At 63.0% G+C, this 20,962-nt stretch carries 18 protein-coding genes, 2 rRNA genes and 2 riboswitches; of the genes, 7 read left to right on the top strand and 13 right to left on the bottom strand.

What is annotated here, in order from left to right; all coding sequences use genetic code 11:
* Positions 1-25 precede the first annotated feature (25 nt).
* Together ACK4FZ_RS02700 and ACK4FZ_RS02695 are read right to left on the bottom strand one after the other, a co-directional pair.
* A complete protein-coding gene (locus ACK4FZ_RS02700; protein ID WP_409818190.1) occupies positions 26-1,867 on the bottom strand; it encodes a TonB-dependent receptor domain-containing protein in 1,842 nt (613 codons plus the stop codon).
* A 122-nt stretch (positions 1,868-1,989) separates the two neighbouring features.
* A riboswitch (cobalamin riboswitch) is annotated at positions 1,990-2,193 on the bottom strand.
* A 105-nt stretch (positions 2,194-2,298) separates the two neighbouring features.
* Positions 2,299-4,278 carry a TonB-dependent receptor gene (locus ACK4FZ_RS02695; RefSeq protein ID WP_409818189.1) on the bottom strand — a complete coding sequence of 660 codons (1,980 nt, stop codon included), beginning with the start codon at positions 4,276-4,278 and terminating at the stop codon, positions 2,299-2,301.
* Positions 4,279-4,400: 122 nt separating this feature from the next.
* Positions 4,401-4,604: riboswitch (cobalamin riboswitch) on the bottom strand.
* A gap of 135 nt (positions 4,605-4,739) precedes the next feature.
* Between ACK4FZ_RS02695 and cobT the strand changes: the two genes are divergently transcribed.
* The 4 genes from cobT to ACK4FZ_RS02675 all read left to right on the top strand — a co-directional run bounded on the left by cobT (position 4,740) and on the right by ACK4FZ_RS02675 (position 8,048).
* Positions 4,740-5,774, top strand: coding sequence for a nicotinate-nucleotide--dimethylbenzimidazole phosphoribosyltransferase (gene cobT / locus ACK4FZ_RS02690; protein WP_144374103.1), 1,035 nt, complete (start codon positions 4,740-4,742; stop codon positions 5,772-5,774).
* Between the two features lie 127 nt (positions 5,775-5,901).
* Positions 5,902-6,507 (top strand): histidine phosphatase family protein, encoded by a 606-nt coding sequence (locus ACK4FZ_RS02685; protein ID WP_409818188.1) that lies wholly within the window; start codon positions 5,902-5,904, stop codon positions 6,505-6,507.
* Between the two features lie 67 nt (positions 6,508-6,574).
* Complete coding sequence (locus ACK4FZ_RS02680) at positions 6,575-7,489, top strand: adenosylcobinamide-GDP ribazoletransferase (RefSeq protein ID WP_409818187.1); 915 nt, start codon at positions 6,575-6,577, stop codon at positions 7,487-7,489.
* Between the two features lie 52 nt (positions 7,490-7,541).
* Positions 7,542-8,048 carry a hypothetical protein gene (locus tag ACK4FZ_RS02675; protein ID WP_409818186.1) on the top strand — a complete coding sequence of 169 codons (507 nt, stop codon included), beginning with the start codon at positions 7,542-7,544 and terminating at the stop codon, positions 8,046-8,048.
* Between the two features lie 70 nt (positions 8,049-8,118).
* On the opposite strand, the gene speB is transcribed toward ACK4FZ_RS02675, so the two are convergent.
* Positions 8,119-9,087, bottom strand: a complete 969-nt coding sequence (speB, locus tag ACK4FZ_RS02670) for an agmatinase (RefSeq protein WP_144374099.1) — start codon at positions 9,085-9,087, stop codon at positions 8,119-8,121.
* A gap of 194 nt (positions 9,088-9,281) precedes the next feature.
* Here speB and ACK4FZ_RS02665 point away from each other — a divergent pair, with 194 nt between their 5' ends.
* Positions 9,282-10,355 carry a YjgN family protein gene (locus tag ACK4FZ_RS02665; RefSeq protein ID WP_409818185.1) on the top strand — a complete coding sequence of 358 codons (1,074 nt, stop codon included), beginning with the start codon at positions 9,282-9,284 and terminating at the stop codon, positions 10,353-10,355.
* Entirely contained in the window at positions 10,349-11,377 is a 1,029-nt protein-coding gene (locus ACK4FZ_RS02660; RefSeq protein WP_409818184.1) for a M48 family metallopeptidase, read from the top strand. The genes ACK4FZ_RS02665 and ACK4FZ_RS02660 overlap by 7 nt, the downstream gene beginning before the upstream one ends.
* Positions 11,378-11,454: 77 nt before the next feature.
* On the opposite strand, the gene ACK4FZ_RS02655 is transcribed toward ACK4FZ_RS02660, so the two are convergent.
* Positions 11,455-12,063 carry a LysE/ArgO family amino acid transporter gene (locus ACK4FZ_RS02655; protein WP_409818183.1) on the bottom strand — a complete coding sequence of 203 codons (609 nt, stop codon included), beginning with the start codon at positions 12,061-12,063 and terminating at the stop codon, positions 11,455-11,457.
* 95 nt (positions 12,064-12,158) lie between these two features.
* The gene (locus ACK4FZ_RS02650) at positions 12,159-12,422 is read right to left on the bottom strand and encodes a hypothetical protein (RefSeq protein ID WP_409818182.1); all 264 of its coding nucleotides are present in this window, start codon (positions 12,420-12,422) and stop codon (positions 12,159-12,161) included.
* A 279-nt stretch (positions 12,423-12,701) separates the two neighbouring features.
* On the opposite strand from ACK4FZ_RS02650, the gene ACK4FZ_RS02645 reads away from it, so the two are divergent.
* Positions 12,702-13,832, top strand: a complete 1,131-nt coding sequence (locus ACK4FZ_RS02645; RefSeq protein ID WP_409818181.1) for a helix-turn-helix transcriptional regulator — start codon at positions 12,702-12,704, stop codon at positions 13,830-13,832.
* A 25-nt stretch (positions 13,833-13,857) separates the two neighbouring features.
* Here the strand turns inward: ACK4FZ_RS02645 and ACK4FZ_RS02640 are convergent, their stop codons facing one another.
* The 8 genes from ACK4FZ_RS02640 to rrf (ACK4FZ_RS02605) all read right to left on the bottom strand — a co-directional run bounded on the left by ACK4FZ_RS02640 (position 13,858) and on the right by rrf (ACK4FZ_RS02605) (position 20,958).
* Positions 13,858-15,114: an MFS transporter gene (locus ACK4FZ_RS02640; protein ID WP_409818180.1), complete on the bottom strand. Its 1,257-nt coding sequence runs from the start codon at positions 15,112-15,114 to the stop codon at positions 13,858-13,860.
* 135 nt (positions 15,115-15,249) lie between these two features.
* Positions 15,250-17,211: a PhoX family protein gene (locus ACK4FZ_RS02635; RefSeq protein ID WP_409818179.1), complete on the bottom strand. Its 1,962-nt coding sequence runs from the start codon at positions 17,209-17,211 to the stop codon at positions 15,250-15,252.
* Positions 17,212-17,500: 289 nt separating this feature from the next.
* Positions 17,501-18,361: an SPOR domain-containing protein gene (locus ACK4FZ_RS02630; protein WP_409818178.1), complete on the bottom strand. Its 861-nt coding sequence runs from the start codon at positions 18,359-18,361 to the stop codon at positions 17,501-17,503.
* Entirely contained in the window at positions 18,358-19,071 is a 714-nt protein-coding gene (locus ACK4FZ_RS02625; RefSeq protein WP_409818177.1) for a type III pantothenate kinase, read from the bottom strand. The genes ACK4FZ_RS02630 and ACK4FZ_RS02625 overlap by 4 nt, the downstream gene beginning before the upstream one ends.
* Complete coding sequence (locus tag ACK4FZ_RS02620) at positions 19,068-20,033, bottom strand: biotin--[acetyl-CoA-carboxylase] ligase (RefSeq protein WP_409818176.1); 966 nt, start codon at positions 20,031-20,033, stop codon at positions 19,068-19,070. The genes ACK4FZ_RS02625 and ACK4FZ_RS02620 overlap by 4 nt, the downstream gene beginning before the upstream one ends.
* A complete protein-coding gene (gene rfaE2 / locus ACK4FZ_RS02615) occupies positions 20,030-20,527 on the bottom strand; it encodes a D-glycero-beta-D-manno-heptose 1-phosphate adenylyltransferase (RefSeq protein WP_144374092.1) in 498 nt (165 codons plus the stop codon). The genes ACK4FZ_RS02620 and rfaE2 overlap by 4 nt, the downstream gene beginning before the upstream one ends.
* Before the next feature lie 134 nt (positions 20,528-20,661).
* Positions 20,662-20,775 (bottom strand): 5S ribosomal RNA (gene rrf, locus ACK4FZ_RS02610).
* A gap of 70 nt (positions 20,776-20,845) precedes the next feature.
* Positions 20,846-20,958: ribosomal RNA gene (gene rrf, locus ACK4FZ_RS02605) — 5S ribosomal RNA — on the bottom strand.
* Between the last annotated feature and the right edge of the window lie 4 nt (positions 20,959-20,962).

Genomic DNA, 20,962 nt, shown 5'->3' with positions numbered 1-20,962 from the left:
CCGCATGGCCTGATGATAACAAGGCTTACTGGGCGTAGCGTACGCCCACAAACCAGCCACGGCGCGGCTGATTGTAATCTTTTACCGTTTCGTAGCGCTTGTCACCCACGTTGGTCAGCTTGGTGTTCAGCGTCCACTGCTTGTCCAGCTGGTAATCGGCACCCAGGTTCACCACGCCATAGCCTGACAGGTACTGGTTTTTTCCTGCATCGACCACGCGCTTGCTGCTGGCACGCCATTCTGCACTGAGCAGGATACGGTCCAGCTGCCAGCCCAGGGTCATGCCACCAAAGCGCTTGGCACGCGCTGCCAGTAGCCGGCCGGTTTTCACATCGCGCGCGCGCTGCGAGGTCACGTTGGCCGCCAGACTGATCTCGCCAATGACCGTGCCGATTTCAACGCTCTGACCCAGAATGCGGGCCCGGTCGAGGTTGACTTGCAATTTGTCGGTATCAGACTTGTTGGCAATCATATTGTCTATGCGGTGATCAAACGCCACCATCTTGGCGTACTGCCCTGCCTGTTGCCATGTCAGGCCCAGCTCGCGCGTGCTGGCGGTTTCGGGCTGCAGATCGGGGTTGCCGCGATAATTCGGTGCCACGTCCGGCCAGTACAGCTGGTTAAAGGTCGGGGCCTTGATGGCGGTGCCGTAGGCTGCACGCCAGGACCACGCCGGGCTCAGGGCCATGCCGTACGCCAGCTGGCCGGTGGTTTTGCCACCGAACTGGCTGTTATCGTCGTAACGGGTACTCCCCTGCAAACGATGGATGCCAAACTCGCTCTGATACGCAGCAAAGACCGAATCAACACGACGATAACGCTGGTTCATCTTGGCGCTGCCATGGACAAACTGCTCCACGTTGGCCGCCCCCAGGGTCAACTGGCCTGCCTGGCCCAGCTGCAAGTCGTTTTGCCACTGCCACTCGCGCAAACGCGTGTCGAAGGTACCGCTAGGGGTCAGGAAATTACTCTTGGTATAGGTCTGCGATTTATCCGTGCTGTAGTTGTAACGCAGCGTGCTATGCCAGGTGGTATTGATGCGGTTTTTCAGCTCGATGCTCTGGGCTGACATTTGTGAGTGACCTTCATCCGCCTGGGTAGCGGCCACGCCAGTGGACGCACTGTCATATTCGCTGACGGCATCGGCATGGTAGGCGTTCAACCCCACGGTATGCCCTGGCGCCAGCTCGTGCTGCACGTTCGCGGTATAGGTGGTGTTTTCATAGCCATCACGGTCCCTGTTGTAGGGCAGCCGGCGCGCAGAAAAACCATCAGACTGATTGTGATCTACCGCCAGGCTGAAAGCGGTACGGTCTACCTTGCCCGCCAGCCCCGCCCCGGCGACACGCTTGCCCTCGGCTCCGGCACCCGCATGCAGGCTAAGCGCAGGGCGATCGCTACCGCGCTTGGTAAAGATCTGGATCACGCCACCCAGTGCGTCCGCACCGTACAAGCTGGAGGCTGGGCCACGCAGGATTTCCACACGCTCGATCAGGGCCAGGGGAATATGCTCCAGCGACGTGGTGCCTTTGGTGCCCGACACGATACGCACGCCGTCAATCAGCACCATGACATGATCTGCCCGGCTGCCACGCAGGCTCAGGCGCGCTTCGGTCCCCTCGCCGCCATTGCTGACCATATCGATGCCGGTTTGACGGCTCAGCAGATCAGGCAGGTTCACACTGCCGGACTGGGCGATTTCTTCACGGCCCAGCACGGTCACGTCGGACAGCACTTTGGCTACCGGGGTGGTGGTACGGGTGGCGGTCACCACCACTTCATCGAGGGTAACGGGCTGCTTGGCCACGGCCGCCTGGGCACAGGCCAGGGCCACCAGGGTGGCCAGGGGTTTGTTGCTGAAAGACATGTAGACACACTCCGTAAGGACAAAAAGGGAGTGCGGAGAAATAAAGGACACGGCATACCGCCGGCAGGTGCCGGTAGCAGGCTGTCAGATCGCCTCCCCGCGATACTCCAGCTGAGCGCGATTCCGCCGCGCTCGTCGCAGGCCGGTCTCCGGGCTTGGCCATGCCAGCATCGCACCTTCCCGCCATGTAGGCAGTGGTTATCGCGATGCCTGGGGCGTATACGCCCAGGCCTTACCGTTGCGGGGGCAGCGCCGGTCTTGCACCGGCTTCCCGTTTCATCCGTCGCTGCCATGGCAGGACGGACACCTGCAAGCACACCTCATACCGGGCAGCATCCAGACTGGATGCCGCTCTGACACATTGGCGCACTACGGTCGAACATACGCCCCCAAGACAGAATCGGTCTGCCCGGGGGCGCGGTACAAACTGGTCAATACTTGATCGTCACGGACGCCTGCATATTGCGGCCCGCTTCCGGGTACAGATTGTATTTACCGGTCGCGCCAGTAGAGCCGGAACGGATACCGTAGGACGCATACTGTTTGTCCAGCAGGTTATTCACGCTCAGCGACACGCCCACCGTCTTGCTGTAGTCGTGGCTGACTTTGGCATTGATCAGGCTGTAAGCCGCGAGCTTGTGGGCAAACTGGTTGGCCTGGTCGTTATCCAGCCGCTGCGAGCCGACGTATTGCCACTGCACGCCCACACGCGTTGCCTCGGACGGTGCCCAGCCCAGCGACAGGTTAGCCATGTGCCGCGGCACCAGCGGCACGGTTTTGCCGGCCAGATTGACGCTGTTGGCCACGCCACTGCGGAACGTGGCTTGCTGCCATGTCACGGCGGCGCTCAGGTCAAGGTTGGCCGCAAGCGGTGTCTTGCCTTCCAGTTCCACGCCCTGGCGACGGGTGGGTTCGAGGTTGACGTTGGCAAATGTGAGCGAGTTGTAATGAATTTCACGGTTCAGGTCGTAACGGAACCAGGCCGCACGCACGGCACGCCCGGCTTGCTGCCAGGACACACCCAGTTCTTTATCGTGCGAGGTCTGCGGCAACAGCGGGGTAGTGACAGAGGCCTGCTCGTCGGCATTGGCCATACGGAAACTACGGCCCAGCTTGGCATAGCCATCGAGCTGCGGCAGCAGCGCCTGACGGAGACCCAGCTGCCAGGCACGCAGCTCTTTATTGCTGCGGTAGCTGTTTTCATAACTACTGCTGACCTTGGCACTGTCTTCAACGTGCTGCGAGCGGACACCGGCATTGATCGACGTGCCCTCTGCAGGCCGTAGCAGCACATCCACAAAGCCACCGGCGTGGCGCTGCTTGATCTTTTTGCTGCCCGTACCGGAGGTATCCACACTGTCCACCGCGGCATCACCGGACATGGCGTCTACACCCAGTACCAGGCGATGGCGCGCGACATCCTGCTCATAACGCAAGCTGGCGGTCATTTCATCGGTTTTCTGCTGACGCTTGCTGCTGTAGCTGGCACTGATATTTTCGGCTTGCAGCTTCTTGGTCACGCTCGCAACATCCAGCAGCACCATGCCCTCGCCTGCAGCTTGCTTCACCTGTACGCCCCAAGTGTCGGTCTGGGTGCTCATGTAATCGTTAGGCTTATTGGTACCGCGCGGGTTGCTGGCAAACTCGTCCACGCCATTAGCCGTGTCCACGCTACGCACACCGGGCAAACGCGTATCCTGGTTGGCGGTGCGGGCGTAGAAGCGCAGCGTGCCATCCTCGTGGCGTAGCGTGGTGGTCAGGCCGCCGCTATCGTTGCGCTCGGCATTGTTCTGCCGGTAGTTGTCGGTGGTGAGCGACTTCACATAAGCATCCAGTGCCACATGCTGGCTACTGGCGTGGCCGGACAAGTCGATTTTTTTCAGGTTATAGCTACCGGCAGTCAACGTCGCCTGCACGCTATCGGCCGCCTTGAAACCGCTGCGGGTAATGATATTGATGACCCCGCCAGTCGCACCGCCACCATAGGCTACGGCACCACTGCCGCGTACTACTTCGATACGCTCTATCTGGCTCAGCGGCACCACGCCCAGATTGGGAGCAGACAAATCGTTGGTGTTCTGTTTGACGCCGTCCACCAGAATCAGGGTATTGCTCAGGCCGGTAATGCCAAAACCACGCAGGTCTACTGCTGCCGTATCGGCAGCACCGCTGCTGTTACGAATCTGGATACCCGCCAACCCGGACAGCACATCCTGCACCGTACGCGCCGTGCTGCTAGCAATATCTTTGGCGGTGATGACAGACACATTCACCGGCAGCTCACGCACGTTGTCCTGGCCACGGGAGGCAGTGACCACCACTTCATCGAGGGTAACGGGCTGCTTGGCCACGGCCGCCTGGGCACAGGCCAGGGCCACCAGGGTGGCCAGGGGTTTGTTGCTGAAAGACATGTAGACACACTCCGTAGGGACAAAAAGGGAGTGCGGAGAAATAAAGGACACGGCATACCGCCGGCAGGCGCCGGTAGCAGGCTGTCAGATCGCCTCCCCGCGATACTCCAGCTGAACGCGATTCCGCCGCGCTCGTCGCAGGCCGGTCTCCGGGCTTGGCCATGCCAGCATCGCACCTTCCCGCCGTGTGGGCAGTGGTTAACGCGATGCCTGGGGCGTATACGCCCAGGCCTTACCGTTGCGGGGGCAGCGCCGGTCTTGCACCGGCTTCCCGTTTCATCCGTCGCTGCCATGGCAGGACGGACACCTGCAGCCCGCCATTATAGCGGGGCTGACACAATCCAGAATGGCGTCATGCAAATTACTCCGCCGGCATGGCCCCGTTGCCAGCCGGCAGCGGCTGGCGTATGGTCTGCCGGTTCGCCTGCCCGCCAGGCTCTGCCACACCGCAAGGAAACCTCATGCCACGCATTCCCGCCCCCGACCTCGGCGCCCGCCAGGCCGCCGACGCCCGCCAGCAACAACTGACCAAACCGGCCGGTAGCCTGGGCAAACTGGAGCAGCTCGCCATTACCCTGGCCGGCCTGCAAGGCCGAGACATCCCGCTGCCGCTGGTACCGGCCATTACCGTGTTTGCCGGCGACCACGGCGTCTGCGCCGAAGGCGTGTCGGCGTTCCCGCCGGAAGTAACCGGCGCCATGGTAGCCAACTTCGTCCACGGCGGCGCCGCCATCAGCGTGCTGGCACGCGTCAACCAGGCGCGGCTGGAGGTGGTGGATGCCGGCGTGGCCAGCGACCTGTCCGCGCTGCCCATCGTGCACGCCAAGGTACGCGCCGGTAGCGGCAACCTGCGCCGTGAAGCCGCGATGAGCCGCCAGGACGCCGACGCCGCGCTGGAGGTTGGCCGCAACGCCGCCCGCCGTGCCATTGCCGACGGCGCCACGCTGCTGATCGCCGGCGATATGGGCATTGGCAATACCACGCCGTCGGCGGCGCTGATCTGCCGCCTGACCGGCCATGACGTGGCCGCCATCGTGGGCCGCGGCACCGGTGTCGACGACGCCGGCCTGGCCATCAAGCGCCAGGTGGTGGCCGACGCGCTGGCGCGTGTGGCCGGGCAAACGCTGGACGGCCACGGCGTGCTGGCCGAGCTGGGCGGGCTGGAGATCGCCGCCATGGCCGGCTTCTACCTGGAAGGCGCCCGCCAGGGCGTGCCGCTGCTGCTGGACGGCTTCATCAGCACCGCCGCCGCGCTGGTGGCCCGCGCCATCGACGCCGACATCGCGCCGTGGCTGCTGGCCAGCCATTGCTCGCAGGAAACCGGCCACGCGCTGGCCTTGCAGGCGCTGGGCCTGAGCCCGCTGTTGGACCTGGGCTTCCGTCTGGGCGAAGGCAGCGGTGCCGCCGCCGCACTGCCGCTGCTGCAGCAAGCCATCGCGCTGCACGCCGGCATGGCCACCTTTGCCGAAGCAGGCGTGGCCGGCAAAAACGCCTGATCGCGCCCGCCAGCATCGCCCGCGCGCCGGCCAGGCGGTATGCTTGGCCTAGCGCCGCCGGCCAGCCGCACGCGCTGGCGGCGGCGTGCGTTTTTCTTGCCTGCTTTTGCGGTAAAAGGTTGCCACCATGAACCCCTACACCCTCACCCTGCTGCGCCACGGCGACATCGACCACCAAGGCCGCCTGATCGGCCATACCGACCTGCCGCTGACCGAACGCGGCCGCGCCGACATGGCCGCCAGCTGGCAACGCATCGTGCAGCTGGCGCCGGTGACCTGCATGGCCACCTCGCCGCTGCAACGCTGCCGCGAGTTTGCCGTACAGCAGGCGCTGGCCAGCCGCGTGCCGCTGCACGTGGCGCCGGGGCTGACCGAGTGCCACTTCGGCAGCTGGGAAAACCGCCCGCTGGCTGATATCTGCGCCACCACGCCCGACTGGCAGACGCTGCTGGCGCGCGGCCTGCTAACCCCGGAAGGCGGCGAAGGCTTTGACGCCTTCCGCACCCGGGTGCTGACCGGCTTTGCCGAGTGGATGCAGCAAGCGCGCGGCAGCCACCGCGTGCTGGTCAGCCACGGCGGCGTCATCAACGTGCTGCTGGCCGAGCTGCTGGGCACCGAATTCAACGTCGCCCGCTTGATGGCGGTACAGCGCGGCGGCTTTGCCCAGCTGTCGATCCTGGACGGCCACCCGGCTTACCTGACGCGGCTGGAGTCGCCCCCCGTGGCTGGTTGATCCACACACCACGCACAGCTTGCCCCCTGCCCATGCACTGCCTTTCCACACACTTATCCACAGCCTTATGCGATCGCTGATTCTTGCCATCCAGTTCCTGACCCGCCTGCCCACGCCGCAGCTGAAAACCTTCGACCCGGCGTGGCTGGCCGACGCCGCACGCTGGTTTGCGCCGGTGGGCGTGCTGGTGGGCGCCATCGTGTGGCTGGCGGTGCTGGCCGGCAGCCTGGTGGACCCCTGGTTGGCCGCACTGGCCGGCCTGCTGGCCTGGCTGTGGGTGACCGGCGGCCTGCACATCGACGGCCTGGCTGACCTGGCCGACGCCCAGGGCGCGGCGCACCGTTCGCGCGAGCGTTTTCTGGAGGTGCTGAAAGACCCGCATCTGGGCAGCTTTGGCGTGCTGAGCCTGGCCACGCAGCTGATCGTGAAACTGGTGCTGCTGATGCTGCTGGTGAAGCTGAGCTTGGCGGGGCTATCGGCGGTACCGGATGGGATGATGTCACCGGGTACGCCGGCTTCCCTGGGTGCACTGCCGTTACCCGCTTCCCCGGATGCGCCTGCGGCTTATCCGGGCTACCACGGTTACCACAGCGGCCACGGGCAGCACGGAGACCAAGGCGGCATCGCGGCAACGACAGGGTTGGCCGCAACACTAGCCGGGCTGCTACTGGTGCCGGCCTGGGCGCGGCTGTTTACCGTGGCGTGGTCGGCCACGCTGCCCAGCCTGGCGGCCGGCAGCGGCGAACGCTTTGCCTGGCGCCCGCACTGGCCCAACTTCTGGCTGTGCAGCCTGCTGTTGGCCGCTGCCAGCGCCTGGCTGGCGCCGGTGTTACTGCTGGCGCCGCTGGCCGGGCTGTGCTGGTGGGCCTACCTGAAGCGCAAACTGGGCGGCATGACCGGCGATTGCCTGGGCGCCGGCATCGAGGTGTGCGAAAGCCTGCTGCTGCTGGCGCTGGTGGTAGCGGCACGCCAATGGCATTGACATGACGCATGGCATCATGCTGAGATATTGAAAACCATTCTCAATAATCAGCATGAAACTCGACACCTTTGGCCTGGCGGCCGTCATCATTATTCCGGTCACGACCGTACTCGTGTGGGTGGTCGCACACTACAGACTGCCTGCCCTGCCCGTCTTGCTCGGCGGCGTTTTGCTCAGCCTGCTGCTGGCACTGCACATCAAACCGCTGCCCCGCTCAGCCTTGCCTGCCGCGCCGTCGCGCTGGCAGCAGGCACTGAACTTGGCCGTGTGGCCCATCCTGGCGCTACCGTGGCTGCTACCGCACGCCACGCTGCTGTTCTATGTCGTGTTAAGCGGTTGGATAGTCGCCACGCAAGCGCTGGCTTGGCGTCAAGAAGGCACGCTGGCGCTGGCTTGGCCGCAACGCACGCTATGGCTGATCGCGGCCGCCATGCTCCTGCTGGCCGGCCTGCTCGCCAATGATAGAAGCGTACTGGCGCTGGTATGCGGCGTCTTGTGCGGCTGGGTAGGCCTCAGCGGCCGCCGCCCGCGCTGGGGCAGCCCGCCGCCGCAGGCATGAAAAACCGCGCCGGGCAGGCTGCCGGGCGCGGTGCGGGTAGTGCGGCCAACGTTGGCCGCATTGGCTGGCGTCAGAGCTGGCCGGCTACCTTCTTGTTGCGCATCAGGCACAGCATGTCACAGGCGATGTGCGCCGCCGCGATGGCGGTGATTTCGCTCTGGTCGTAGCTGGGGGCCACTTCTACCACGTCCATGCCGACGATGTTGAGGTCGCCCAGGTTGCGGATGATCTTCAGCGCCTGCGCGGTGGTCAGGCCACCCGGTACCGGCGTGCCGGTGCCCGGCGCGGCGGACGGGTCCAGACAGTCGATATCGAAGGTGACGTACACCGGCGCGTCGCCGATGGTCTTTTTGATTTCGGCGATGGTGGCGTCCACGCCGTTATCGTGTACCCACGGTGCGCCCAGCACGTTCAGGCCCATGAAGTCGTCGTTCCAGGTGCGGATGCCGACCTGTACCGATTTGGCCGGATCGATCAGGCCTTCTTTCACCGCCTTGTAGAACATGGTGCCGTGGTTCAGGCTGTCCGGCTCGTCGTCCGGCCAGGTGTCACAGTGCGCATCGAAGTGCAGCAGCGCCAGCGGCTTGCCGTACTTTTCCGCGTGTGCAATCAGCAACGGGTAGGTGACGAAGTGATCACCGCCGAAGGTCAGCATCTTGGCGCCGCTGGCCAGAATGGTGCGCGCGTGTTCGATGATGGACGGCTTGATGGTGAGCGGGTTGTGCGCGTCGAACCAGCAGTCGCCGTAGTCGATGACCGCCAGGTCGTCGAACGGGTCGAAGCCCCACGGGTAGGGCTTGAGCTCGGCCAGCTGCACGCTGGCGGCGCGGATGGCCTGCGGGCCTTGGCGCGCGCCACTGCGGAAAGTCACGGACAGGTCCAGCGGAATGCCGGATACCACCACGTCCACGCCTTCCAGATTGCGCGTGTAGTTGCGGCGCATGAACGACAGCACGCCGGCGTAGGTGTTTTCGATGGAAGAGCCGTACAGGCTTTGACGACGGATGGCACCGTCACCGCGGATTTGATCGTCAGACATGTTCGCTCCCGAAAAGAGCACGCCGTGGTGACGCCACGGCGATTACCGTCCATCTGTACAGCCGACGGTTTGAGGCTGGCGCACACCGCGGCACGCAGCGCGAAGTGTGACGCCAGCCGCGTACAACAGCAAGTTTTATCGCGTCAAATTACCGTGGCATACTTGCACGCTTGAGTTTCTGCCCGGTAACCGCCATGAGCCAGCCTGAGGCCAACAGCAACATCCTGATTCCACACCGTCTGCCGTTTGCGTTCAGCGCGACCACCGGCGGCTACGCCCGGCTGTGGCTGAGCAACCTGGTGCTAAGCGTGCTGACGCTGGGCATTTATTCGGCGTGGGCCAAAGTCCGTACCCTCAAATACCTGTACGGCCACACCAAAGTCGCCGGCGGCCGCTTCGGCTACCACGCCAGCCCGATCGCCATCCTGAAAGGCCGGGCACTGATGGTGGGCTTGTTTGTGCTGTGGCAGCTCTCTGCCGAGTTCTCCCCCGTACTGCAAGGTCTGCTCGGCGCGGGGGCGGCGGGGCTGGCCCCATGGCTGGCAGTGCAAGCCATGCGCTTCCGGCTGGCCAATACCAGCTGGAGCGGCATGCGGCTGCATTTTGACGGCCAGACAGGTGCCGCCTACCGCGCTTTTTTCAAATCCTGGCTCACGCTGCTGTTGTCGCTGGGCCTGCTATGGCCGCTGGCCACGCTGCAAAAGCAACGCTACTTGCTGCCGCACAGCCGGCTGGGGCAGGCGAGCCTGGCAGTGGCACCATGTAGTGGCCAACTCTATCTGGCCGGACTAGGCAGTTTGCTGATCAGCGGCTGCTATGCAGCATTAGTCACCCTGCTATGCTGGAGCCTGCTACAAATTGGCCATAGCCTCGTATCCGGGGACGCCACTTCCACGCTTAGCAGCACCATCAGTATCGTCGGTGGTGCTATCTGGCTGATTGCCACCCTGGGCTACACGAGCCTGTCCATTAGGAATGTCCTGATCAACCATACCTCGCTGCTACTGAACGGGCGACACCATACCCTGTCTTGGCGTCTACCAGCCTACCAGCGCATGGAAATGGCGCTGATCAATACCCTGGCGTTGGCTTTCAGCCTGGGGCTGGCCTGGCCGTGGGTACGCATCCGCACCCTGCGCGCCACCTTCGGGCAACTGACGCTGCAAGGCGGGGCCGACCTGGCCCAGCTCTATACCCAGGGCCAGTCGCAGCACGACGCCCGCGGCGACGAACTGGCCGAGCTGCTGGCACTGGATCTGGGATGGTAAGCCTCGATGCACTGTGGCGCGACGGCCACACGCCACGGCCGCAGGCGGTGAAGGTTGGCCGCGACGGCGACGAGCTAGTGGTCAGCGGCAGCAGCGGCCAACGCCGCTTCCTGCTGGCGGACTGCCGGCTGGAGGCCGGTATCGATACGCTACCCGACAGCGTATACCTGCCCGACGGCAGCACGCTGGAAGTGGCGCAAAAAGTGGCCATCCGCCGCCTGCTGGGCGGGCTGCCACCGCTGCAAGCCGGTGGTCACTGGCTGCAGCAAAGCTGGCGCGCACTGGCTGGCGGCCTGCTAGCCGCCCTCGTCATCCTGTGGCTGGGCTGGCGCTTCGTGCTACCGGCGGCTGCCGGCTGGCTGGTTCCGCTGATTCCGCTCAGCGTCGAGCAACAGTTGGCCGCACAAACGCTAAGCTGGCTACAAAGCAACACCGAGCTTGCCCCCAGCCGCCTGCCGGCTAGCCGCGCCGCCACATTGCAAGCGCAGGTCGCCCGCTTGCAGCCAGCGGCCAGCCGCTATCGCTATCAGGTACTGCTGCGGCACGCGCCCGACATCGGCCCCAACGCCTTTGCGCTGCCCGGCGGCACCATCGTGGTGACCGACCAGCTACTGGCGGTTGTCACGCAGCCAGACGAAATACTGGCCATTCTGGCGCACGAAGCCGGCCACGTGGAACACCGCCACGGCCTGCGCAGTGCGGTGGAAAGCGTGGGGGTACTGGCCGCACTGACGCTGATGACCGGCGATGCCAGCAGCCTGACGCTAGCGCTGCCGGTGGCGCTGGCCAACGCCAGCTACAGCCGCGAGCACGAACGCGAAGCCGACCGCTTTGCCTACACCGCCTTGCAGCTGCAAGGCCTGTCGCCCTGCCTGCTGGGCTATGGCCTGCAGCGCATCGAAGCCAGCCTGAAACAGCAGCATGGCGACGACGCCATCAGCAGCGGCAGCTGGTTTGCCAGCCACCCGGCCACCGCCGAACGCAGCAAACCGCTGGGCCAGACTTGCCCGCCATCACCATAAAAGATGCCCCGCCAAGGCGGGGCCAAAGGGGATGAACCGGATACGGTACCTTCCCGAGATAAACGTAAACACTCACCCTAGCCGTGTTGCCATAACAGCATGATCGCTGTCAGCAGCATGACGGCACCAATGACCGCGTCCAGCCGCTGCCAGTTTTCCGGGCGGTTAAACCACGGTGCTACATAACGCGCACCCAGCCCGATGGCCGAGAACCACAGCAAGGACGCAGCCAGAGCACCACCCATAAACCATAGCTGGCCATCGCGCCCGTAAGCAGCCGAGATGCTGCCGATCAGCACCACGGTATCCAGCCAGACGTACGGGTTCAACAAGGTCACCACCATCAGGCGGCGAAATACGGCCCGACGATCCTGTGGCACATCGTCGCCCACCAGGCTACGCTGCTGCCAAGCGGTGCGGAATGATTGCCAGCTCAACCAGAACATCAGCGCCGCACCGAGCCACACCAGCCACTTCAGCAACTGTGGCTGGCTAGCCAGCATGCCGCCTACGCCAAACACGCCAGCACCAATCAACAGCACATCACACAACACGCAAAACACCACCACCTCGGCAACATGGCGGCGTAACAAGCCCTGCTTCAATACAAAGGCGTTTTGCGGGCCGATGCCGATGATCTGGCTAGCTGCCAGCGTGAAAGCGGAAAGAAAAATCTGGGTGCTCATGATGGATGCCGACTTAGCGATAATCACGCAAAATTACGCCAATAGCATTGCAAATCGATGGCAGCCAGATCGCGTAATAGCGCGTCATGGTCTGATCAACCCGGCGCGTTGATGAAGGTTTGTACGTCCAGCAGCCAGCCATCGGCCTTGGCGGCTTGCCAGCGTTTGACAAAAGTCTGGTACAGCTTGTCATCAGCCGGTTTGCCTGCCAGCTGCTGGTATTGCTGCTGAAAGGTAGCGCTGCTAGGCGGCTGCAGGCGCTTGTTGTGGGCAATGCGGTTGGCCGCGGCCGGGTCGGCCATGGCTACCTGGCACATTACGGCAGCGGCTGCTGCCACCATCATCCATTTGCTGCGCATTCTGGTTTGCTCCTGAAATGTCAATTTATCAAGCAATCGCAGCAATTCCTGCGTCACTTACAACAGTCCGCATCAGCAGAATTGCCATTAGCAATGTAATTCAACTGCATCCATTGTTTCATCATCAGAAGTGATGAAAAATCTATACATAAAATCTAAAGAAACACTGGTTGTTTTTACAAATAACAGGACAAGAGGAAGGGATATGAGTCGGGACAAGGCGACCACGCAGGGCAGAACAGATAAGGCAAGGCGTTTGCTGCGGCCAGCACGCGCCACATGAACGACGCACAGCGCGACCAGCTACTGTTGCAGCTATACAGCAGCGTGCTGCAGCCCCACACCATCCCGGCCGTACTGGATGCACTGGATGGTTTTCTGGACAGCGATGGCATTCATTTGCTTGGCTGGCACCAGACCCACAACGCCGCTACGCTGAGCATGGGCACCCAACGCATCAGAGAGATACACGGTGTTTACGATGCAGAGGCAAGGGCTTTGGACCCACGCATGGACGCCGGGCTAAAGCAGCCTATCGGCACCATCTTTGCCTGCCAGCAGCATTTCGATGACCGCTTTGTCAGCCGCGACTGCTTTTATCAGGAGTATCTGTTACCCCTGGCCGGCATGCGCTACATCATGGGCGGGCGCATCCACAGCCACGCAGGCGAAGACGTGTTCATCGTGTTTAACCACGAGCACGGCAGGCCACCCTTTTCCGATCTGCAGCTACAGCAGTTTCAGCAGCTGATCCCTCATCTGAGGAACTGGTTTACCCAGTTGCGGCAAACCGAAGCTCTGCGTGCAGCGGCATGGGCTGGCGAGCAAGGCCTAGCGGCACTGGAACAAGGCGTGATCCTGCTCGGCCACATTAACCAGCTGCTATACGTGAACCCGGTGGCAGAACGCTGGCTGCAACAGTCACCGTGGCGTAATGCCAGCGACTGGCTACGGCAACGGCCACTGGAAATGGCGCTGCAGCGTACCAGGCGCCAACGCGTGGCCACCAGCTTGCCGCTCGTACTACCCCACGGCCAGTTTGTGCTGCATATGTTACCGGTGCCACCAGAGGGATTTGAGCGGCAGATCGTACAGAGCGGCCAGGGGGCAAACCGTACCGGCCATGGCCTGAACCTGCACCCTTGTGGCGATATCTTGCTGCTGATCCGCCCCCGCCACCGCCAGCAGCAGCCTTCTGCGGCCAACCTGGCGACGCTATTTGATCTGAGCCCGGCCGAAAGCCGCCTGGCGCAGGCATTGGCTGGCGGGCTGAGCGCAGAAGGTTACGCCCAGCAGCAGCAACTAAGCTTGGCTACAGTACGCAGCCAGATACGCGCCATCCTGATGAAAAGTGGCGAAGACAATCTGCAAAGCCTGCTGCGACTGCTAGCCGCCCTACCTGCGGTATGAACAGACATGCAGGTACACTCCGCCACTAAGTAGCCAGGCGCTGCAGCCGGGACAGCGCCAGCCACGAGGTTGCCAGCGCCAACAGCAGATACACCGCAGGCATCCACGCGCTGCCGGTCACGGCCAACAACTTGAACACGATGGCCCCGCTGAAGCCGCCAAACAGCGTGACGCCCACGCTGTAAACAATGCCGGTCGCCAAGGTGCGGTGCGCCGGGGCAAAACCCTGCATCAACACGGTTAGGCCGCTGACCGTCATGGCAACGGTAGCCAGCATGTACAGCACCACCAGCGGCAACAGCAGCCACTGCAGGCGGTCTTGCTGTACAAACCAGAACAGTAGCGGCACCAGCAGCATGGCGCAGGCCAATGCCGGCCGCACCAAGCTGGCCGGTTCACGTAAACGGTCGGCCAGGCGGCCAAACCAGGGGGAAGCCAGCATGATGGTGATACCGGCAGCCAGCGCCGCAAGCTGGCCTATCATCTTGGGCCAGCCACGCTGCTCGGACAGATAAGCAGGCAGGAATGTCAGCAACAAGTAAACGCCGGCGGTAGAGCCGGTAATCAGCAAGGTAGACCATAGCAACCGCTGGCGCTGCGCCGGCCATAAACCAGAAGCGGCTGGTGGTGGCGGCATATGACCTGCGGCCAACTGCCGTCGCATGGCCCAGGCAACCGGCACCAGCAGCAAGCCCAGCGCGAATGCCAGACGCCAACCCCAGCTGGCAAACGCTGCTGCAGACAACCACTGCCCAAGCAGCAGTACGACAATCGCCGCCAACGTACTGCCGGCCCCTTGGCTGGCAAATTGCCAGCTGACACGACGGGTTGCCGAGCTGGCCGGCCCGGCTTCCAGCAAGGCCACCGCAGAGGCGCTGATTTCCCCGCCCATGGAGAAGCCCTGCAACAGACGGCCAAGCAGCAACAGCCACCCGGCAGCAGTACCGATCTGGGCATAAGTGGGCGCCAGGACAAAGATCAGCGTGCCGGCCCCCATCAGGCCGATACTCCATTGCAAGGCGATAAGCCGGCCATGGCGGTCGGCGAGTCGACCGAGCACCACGGCACCCAGCGGCCGCATGATGAAACCGGCACCAAACACCATGAAGGTGAGCAGCAAAGATGACAAAGGGTCGGCAGCAGGAAAGAACTGCTGGGCCATCACGGGTGCCAGAAAGCCATACAACAGGAAGTCATACACTTCGAGCGAGTTGCCAAGGGCAAGGGTAGCGGTCTGGCGTCGGTCAATCGTGGCCGACGCATCATCAGGGCGGCTGCTCACATCACTCCATTTGCATTAATTATGCATTTATAAATATGAAATGATTTTATATATAAAAAATACTTAAAGCGATAAAAAACGCCCGCGAGCACCTGCCTGCGGGCGTTTCTGCTGTAGCAATGTTGCAGTAAGCGATTAGCTGCCGATCACACCACCGTCCAGCTTGCGTACCACTACGGTACCGGCGCGCGGGCGGCCGGCTTTCGGGCCGTCCGGCCAGGTGGAGATGGCAGTCGGCTTGGCGGGGTCGTTACGCTCGTTGGCCGGCTCACCCGGGTGCTGGATGTTGACGAACATGGTTTTCATGTCCGGGGTAAAGGCCAGGCCGGTAATTTCGCAACCATGCGGGCCGGTGAGGAAGCGGCGGAACTCGCCGGTTTCCGGCACCACCGCCACCATCTGGTTGTTGCCCATGTCTTTGTACTCCTTGGCGTTCACCGTGGAGGTGGACACGTCGGTCTGTACCCACAGCACGCCCAGGCGGTCGAATACCAAGCCATCCGGGCTACCGAAGGCGTCGCCCTTGATATTGCCTACGTGTTCCGGCTTGGCGGCGTCCGGGCGGCCGGCCAGGACGAAGATGTCCCACTTGAAGCCGGTAGCTGCAGCATCGGCACCGTTTTCCTGCCAGCGGATGATGTGGCCGAACAGGTTGCCATTACGCGGGTTGGCCGCATCGGCACCCGGCTTGCCTTCCTTGCCTCGGTCGCTGTTGTTGGTCAGCGTGCAGTACACCTCGCCGGCCTGACGCGGGTTGACGGCAATCCACTCCGGACGGTCCATCTTGGTGGCGCCTACCTTGTCGGCGGCCAGGCGCGCCATGATGGCGATCTCGCCCTGGTCAGCAAAGCCGTTTTCAGCGGTCAGGCCGTTCTGGCCGTGTACCAGTGGCAGCCAGGTGCCGTTACCGTCGGCGTCGAAGCGCGCCACGTACAGCGTACCTTCCGACAGCAGGCTCATATTGGCCTTGCGGTTTTTCGGGTTGTACTTGTGCTTGGACACAAACTTGTAGATGTATTCGAAACGCTGGTCATCCCCCATGTACACCACGGCGTGGCCGCTCGGGGCGATGGTAACGGTGGCGCCTTCGTGCTTGAAGCGGCCCAGCGCGGTGTGTTTTACCGGCTTGGACTTCGGGTCGAACGGGTCGATTTCCACTACCCAGCCAAAGCGGTTGGCTTCGTTGGGGTTCAGCTGCAGGTCGAAGCGGAAGTCTTCTACCGCCCAGTCGTAACCGGCGCCGGTGGCGCTGATACCGTAGCGCTTTTCGTTGGCGTTCAGGGTGCCGGAGTTATTGACGAAGTAGCCGTCCCAGTTTTCTTCACACGTGAGGTAGGTGCCCCACGGGGTCTGGCCGTTGGCACAGTTATTCAGCGTACCCAGCACTTCGACGCCCTTGGGGTCGGCCTCGGTCTGCATCAGTTTGTGGCCACGGGCCGGGCCGCTGATGGCCATCGGGGTATTGACGTGAATGCGGCGGGCGTACTTGGACGGGCGCACCACTTGCCAGCCTTTGGCAGTGGCTTCTACTTCGATCACCGACACGCCGTGCGCATGCTGCGATTTCAGCACCTTGTCGGCGTTCCACGGCTTCATGCCACCCACGTGCAGCAGGCCATCGTCAGTGTATTCGTGGTTCATGGCCAGCAGACCATGCTTGGAACCGGTAGCGCCCATCGGCAGCGGGAAGTAGCTCATGCCGTCGTGGTGCATGCCGGCCTGGGCTGCTTGCTCGGCGGCGGTATTGGACGCGTCTTGCTTGAAAGCGGGCATATTGCCCAGGATGCCTACCGGGTCGCCCCAAGCGTACAGGACTTCGGCGCTGTAGCCGGCCGGTACCACCACTTTGTCTTCAAAACCGAACGGCACCGGAGCAAAGCCCAACTTGGGTGCCGGCATTTTACCTACCCCCTGCGCGGCTTCTGCCAGCGTAGCAAAGCTGCCAGAGAACAGGCCGGCCACGCCGAGTGCACCTGTGCCTTGCAGAATGCCGCGGCGGGAAAAGCGCGCTTCCAGCACATCGGACAGTGCCGGGTTGTTACAGGTATTGGAGGTGTCGTTCACACCGTATTGCTTGAATTTGTAACTGTCAGACATGTTGGAACCCCATTGCGGCGAACGTTGAGTAAACGTTGCAACCATAAGGTATCCATGTGACAGAACCATCAACGCAATATGTCAGCAGCGTGACACGTCATGCTGCCACGCTGCAGCAGTCATCCGCTGCTTTATCGCAGCATGGCTCAGGTGGCTGACAATGCGCCACCTGAGGTGTGCCAAACAGGTTGAAAGCAGGTTTGTCACCCGGGGTGCCCCGTCGCAGCCCTGTTGTTAAAAACCCCCTGCTTACCGCGTAAACAGGGGGCTCTATCAAGACGGGAGCTGGCTAGCGGCAGCTGGCCAGCGGCTTGCCCGGCAACAGGCGTTTTTGCAGTGCCTTCAGTTTTTCGGCCGTCGCGTCGTCCAGCTGACGGAAGGTCAGCGTGGTCACCTTGACCACATCGCCGCGGCTATCCACTTTTGCCTTGTCGTAGCCGGCGGCTTTCAGGCGTTTCACCAAAGCCTGTGCGCCTTCTTCGCGCGAGAACAGGCCCATCGACAGGTAACCTTTGTACTCGCCGGCCGTCTGTACGATGTAGCTGTCAAAGCCCTTGCCCTTCAGCTCGGCCACCAGGGTCTGGGTTTCGGCTTGGGTCGCAAGCGGCGGATAAAACACCCACGCCTTGCCGGAGCCACGCTTCTCGTCCACCACGCTGGCTTGCGGCGGTGTCGCCAGTTTCAGCAACGGCACGCCGCCTTGTACCCGCTCCAGCTGTTTCGGATCGAGACCGCCCCAGCTGTAACAGAGGTTGGCCGCAGCAGCTTGGGTATCGACTGGTTTGGCTTCCGGCAACTTGCTTTCCGGTGCGGTCTTGGCGAGCACGGCCGACGCCAGTTTCACGTCCACCTTGACGGGATCCGCCGCTTTAGCCGGCGCTTTCTCTTCTTTGACAGGCTGCGGTACGGCGGCAGTAGCGCTGGCTACCTGCGGCGCTTGCGCCTGCGGTGCGCTGCTGGCCACGTCGGGCAGGGGCGCACTCGCCAACGGCGCGCTGGCCTGCGGTGGCTTCCAGTCGGCCGGCAGCAATTTCAGCTGCGCTGCATTGACGTCTTGCGCGTGGATGTCTGTCTCGGGCTTCTGCTTCAACGCGCCATACAGCGCGGTGAGCATGTTGAGCACCAGCAATGTTCCGATAAACCACTTCATGAGCCGTTCGCCACGTTAGCTAAACCGTAAAGCACCAGATTATCCACCATCCTCGCATCATGCGGGAGGTGGGGCTGCAACAAAGCCGCGTCGCCTCCGGTCAGCAACAGTTGCGGGCTGCGGCCGGTATGGGCGGCCAGACGGCGCTGCATGCGCTCGATGGCGCCGCACAGGGCATCGATGGCACCGGTTGCCAGCGCATCTTCGGTGCCTTGCGGGAACGCACACACCTCGCCGGCCCGGCGGTCGAGCTGGGCAGTATTCTGCGCCAGCGCCTGCAACATCAGGCGATAACCGGGCAAGATATCGCCGCCCAGATAATCGCCTTCAGCCGTCAGTAGCTCGATGGTCAACGCCGTGCCGGCACTGGCGATCACCAGGTCACCGCCATACAACTGGCGGGCACCCAGCACCGCCAGCCAGCGGTCCGCGCCCTGCTCGTTGACATTGCGGTAGTGATTACGCACCCCCTGCGCAGCGACCTGCGCCCGCTGCCATTGCACCGCGCCAGGCGCCAGCGCCTCGATCGCTTGCTTTACCTGGGGATGGGCTACGTTGGCCGCCAGAATGGCCTTAGGTGCCAGTGCGGCCCACTGTCCGGCCAAGCGGCCCAGCTCGGCATGGGGCAAGGCATGAACCGGGGACAGCACCGAGCCATCCCATAGCGCCCACTTTACCCGGCTGTTACCGGCATCGATCAGCAATTTCACGCTTGCGGCCTCAGGCTGACTTCGCCCACGTGGAATACGCGCCGCCCACTGGCGGTATCCACCAGCAACGCGCCACTGTCATCGACACCGACCGCCACACCGTCTACCGGCTCGCCATGGCTGAAGCTCAAGCGCACCGGTACCTGCAGATAGGCGGCCATCTGGTGCCATTCGTCGCGGAAAGCGGCAAAACCGTCACGGTCAAACTGTTGCAGCACCTGCGCCAGCTGGTTCAGCAGCGCGGCCAGCAAGGCATTGCGGCCAACCTTGATGCCGGCGTCGGCCAGGTTGGCCACCGGCTGATCCACCTCGCCAGGGTTGGCCACATTCAAGCCAATGCCGACCACCACTGCCGCCGGGCCCAGCGCATCGCCGGACAGCTCGATGAGGATGCCGGCCAGTTTGCGGCCATCCAGCAGCACATCATTCGGCCACTTCAAGGCAACCGGGGCGCCAAACTCGCGCAACGCGCGCACGATGGCAATGCCCACCACCAGCGACAGGCCAGCCAGGCCGGACAGCCCGCGCTCGAAACGCCACAGTAGCGAGAACGTCAGCCCGGCCCCCAGCCGCATCTGCCAGCGCCGGCCTAAACGACCACGGCCGGCTGTCTGCCGCTCGGCAGCCAGTACCAGCCCATGCGGCGCACCGTGTGCCGCACGCGTCATCAGCTGGGTATTGGACGAATCGATTTCCTCTGCCAGCGCCAGCGTAAACACCGACGCTGCCTGTTCATCCAGACCGGCGCGAATGCTGGCCACCTCCAGCAGCGTAAACGGCTGCGGCAACCGGTACCCCTGCCCGCGCACACTGAAAACGGTCAGGCCAAACTCGCTTTCCAGATGATGCACCGCTTGCCATACCAGGGTACGCGAACAGCCCAGCTGCTGCGCCATCGCCTCGCCGGAATGGAACTTTCCATCCGCCAGCGTACGCAGCACTGCAAACGCCAGATCGCTCATTGGCCTTCCACGCTGCGGATCTTGCGGATAGTGGCGGTTGTAGAGGTATCAAACAGGAAGGGAATGGAATGCACGCTGCCACCCCGCGCCAGCGTCTCGGCGCTGCCAACGATCTTGTCTACCGTCCAGTCGCCGCCCTTCACCAGCACGTCGGGCTTCACCTGCTCGATCAGCGCTGCCGGGGTATCGTCGTCAAACCAGGTCACCAGATCCACGCATTGCAGTGCCGCCAGCACTGCGGCACGGTTCAGCTCGTTGTTGATCGGGCGATCGTCGCCTTTGCCCAGCCGCTTGACCGAGGCATCGGTATTCAGACCCAGCACCAGGCTGGCGCCCAGCGCACGCGCCTGCGCCAGGTAGGTAACATGGCCGCGATGCAGGATATCGAAACAGCCATTGGTAAACACGATGGGGCGCGGCAAGGCCGCCAGCTTGTCAGCCAGCGCCTCTGGCGGGCAGATCTTGTTTTCGAAATCCGGTGCGGGGTAGCTCATGCTCATCCTTCCTGTGCCAGGCCAGCGCCTGCGCATGTGACTCTTTGATTGCAACGGCGCAAGGATACCATTGCCCCCGTGCCATCCCAAATGCAAAAAGCCCGAACCTGGCGGTTCGGGCTTTCACAATGGGGTTCTGGCAATGTCCTACTTTCACACCGGCAATCGGCACTATCATCGGCGCTAGAGCGTTTCACGGTCCTGTTCGGAATGGGAAGGCGTGGAGCCACTCTGCTATGGTCACCAGAAAAAACTGGGGGTTTACCTGCAGCAGGTAAACCAACGCCCAGACCATCGGTCTGGGCGTCTGTATGGGGAGTCTGGCGGTGTCCTACTTTCACACGGGTATCCGCACTATCATCGGCGCTGAGGCGTTTCACGGTCCTGTTCGGAATGGGAAGGCGTGGGACCACCTCGCTATGGCCACCAGACATA

Origin of the sequence: Vogesella sp. (assembly GCF_046297735.1) — a bacterium.
In the GTDB taxonomy this organism is placed as follows: Bacteria; Pseudomonadota; Gammaproteobacteria; order Burkholderiales; family Chromobacteriaceae; genus Vogesella; species Vogesella urethralis.
This window is presented reverse-complemented; position numbering and strand designations above follow the sequence as displayed.

What these genes read in the sequence shown, in the direction of transcription:
- ACK4FZ_RS02700 (WP_409818190.1), bottom strand. Translation starts at nt 1,867, where the DNA reads ATGTCTTTCAGCAACAAACCCCTGGCCACCCTGGTGGCCCTGGCCTGT.
- ACK4FZ_RS02695 (WP_409818189.1), bottom strand. Translation starts at nt 4,278, where the DNA reads ATGTCTTTCAGCAACAAACCCCTGGCCACCCTGGTGGCCCTGGCCTGT.
- cobT (WP_144374103.1), top strand. Translation starts at nt 4,740, where the DNA reads ATGCCACGCATTCCCGCCCCCGACCTCGGCGCCCGCCAGGCCGCCGAC.
- ACK4FZ_RS02685 (WP_409818188.1), top strand. Translation starts at nt 5,902, where the DNA reads ATGAACCCCTACACCCTCACCCTGCTGCGCCACGGCGACATCGACCAC.
- ACK4FZ_RS02680 (WP_409818187.1), top strand. Translation starts at nt 6,575, where the DNA reads ATGCGATCGCTGATTCTTGCCATCCAGTTCCTGACCCGCCTGCCCACG.
- ACK4FZ_RS02675 (WP_409818186.1), top strand. Translation starts at nt 7,542, where the DNA reads ATGAAACTCGACACCTTTGGCCTGGCGGCCGTCATCATTATTCCGGTC.
- speB (WP_144374099.1), bottom strand. Translation starts at nt 9,087, where the DNA reads ATGTCTGACGATCAAATCCGCGGTGACGGTGCCATCCGTCGTCAAAGC.
- ACK4FZ_RS02665 (WP_409818185.1), top strand. Translation starts at nt 9,282, where the DNA reads ATGAGCCAGCCTGAGGCCAACAGCAACATCCTGATTCCACACCGTCTG.
- ACK4FZ_RS02660 (WP_409818184.1), top strand. Translation starts at nt 10,349, where the DNA reads ATGGTAAGCCTCGATGCACTGTGGCGCGACGGCCACACGCCACGGCCG.
- ACK4FZ_RS02655 (WP_409818183.1), bottom strand. Translation starts at nt 12,063, where the DNA reads ATGAGCACCCAGATTTTTCTTTCCGCTTTCACGCTGGCAGCTAGCCAG.
- ACK4FZ_RS02650 (WP_409818182.1), bottom strand. Translation starts at nt 12,422, where the DNA reads ATGCGCAGCAAATGGATGATGGTGGCAGCAGCCGCTGCCGTAATGTGC.
- ACK4FZ_RS02645 (WP_409818181.1), top strand. Translation starts at nt 12,702, where the DNA reads ATGAACGACGCACAGCGCGACCAGCTACTGTTGCAGCTATACAGCAGC.
- ACK4FZ_RS02635 (WP_409818179.1), bottom strand. Translation starts at nt 17,211, where the DNA reads ATGTCTGACAGTTACAAATTCAAGCAATACGGTGTGAACGACACCTCC.
- ACK4FZ_RS02630 (WP_409818178.1), bottom strand. Translation starts at nt 18,361, where the DNA reads ATGAAGTGGTTTATCGGAACATTGCTGGTGCTCAACATGCTCACCGCG.
- ACK4FZ_RS02620 (WP_409818176.1), bottom strand. Translation starts at nt 20,033, where the DNA reads ATGAGCGATCTGGCGTTTGCAGTGCTGCGTACGCTGGCGGATGGAAAG.
- rfaE2 (WP_144374092.1), bottom strand. Translation starts at nt 20,527, where the DNA reads ATGAGCTACCCCGCACCGGATTTCGAAAACAAGATCTGCCCGCCAGAG.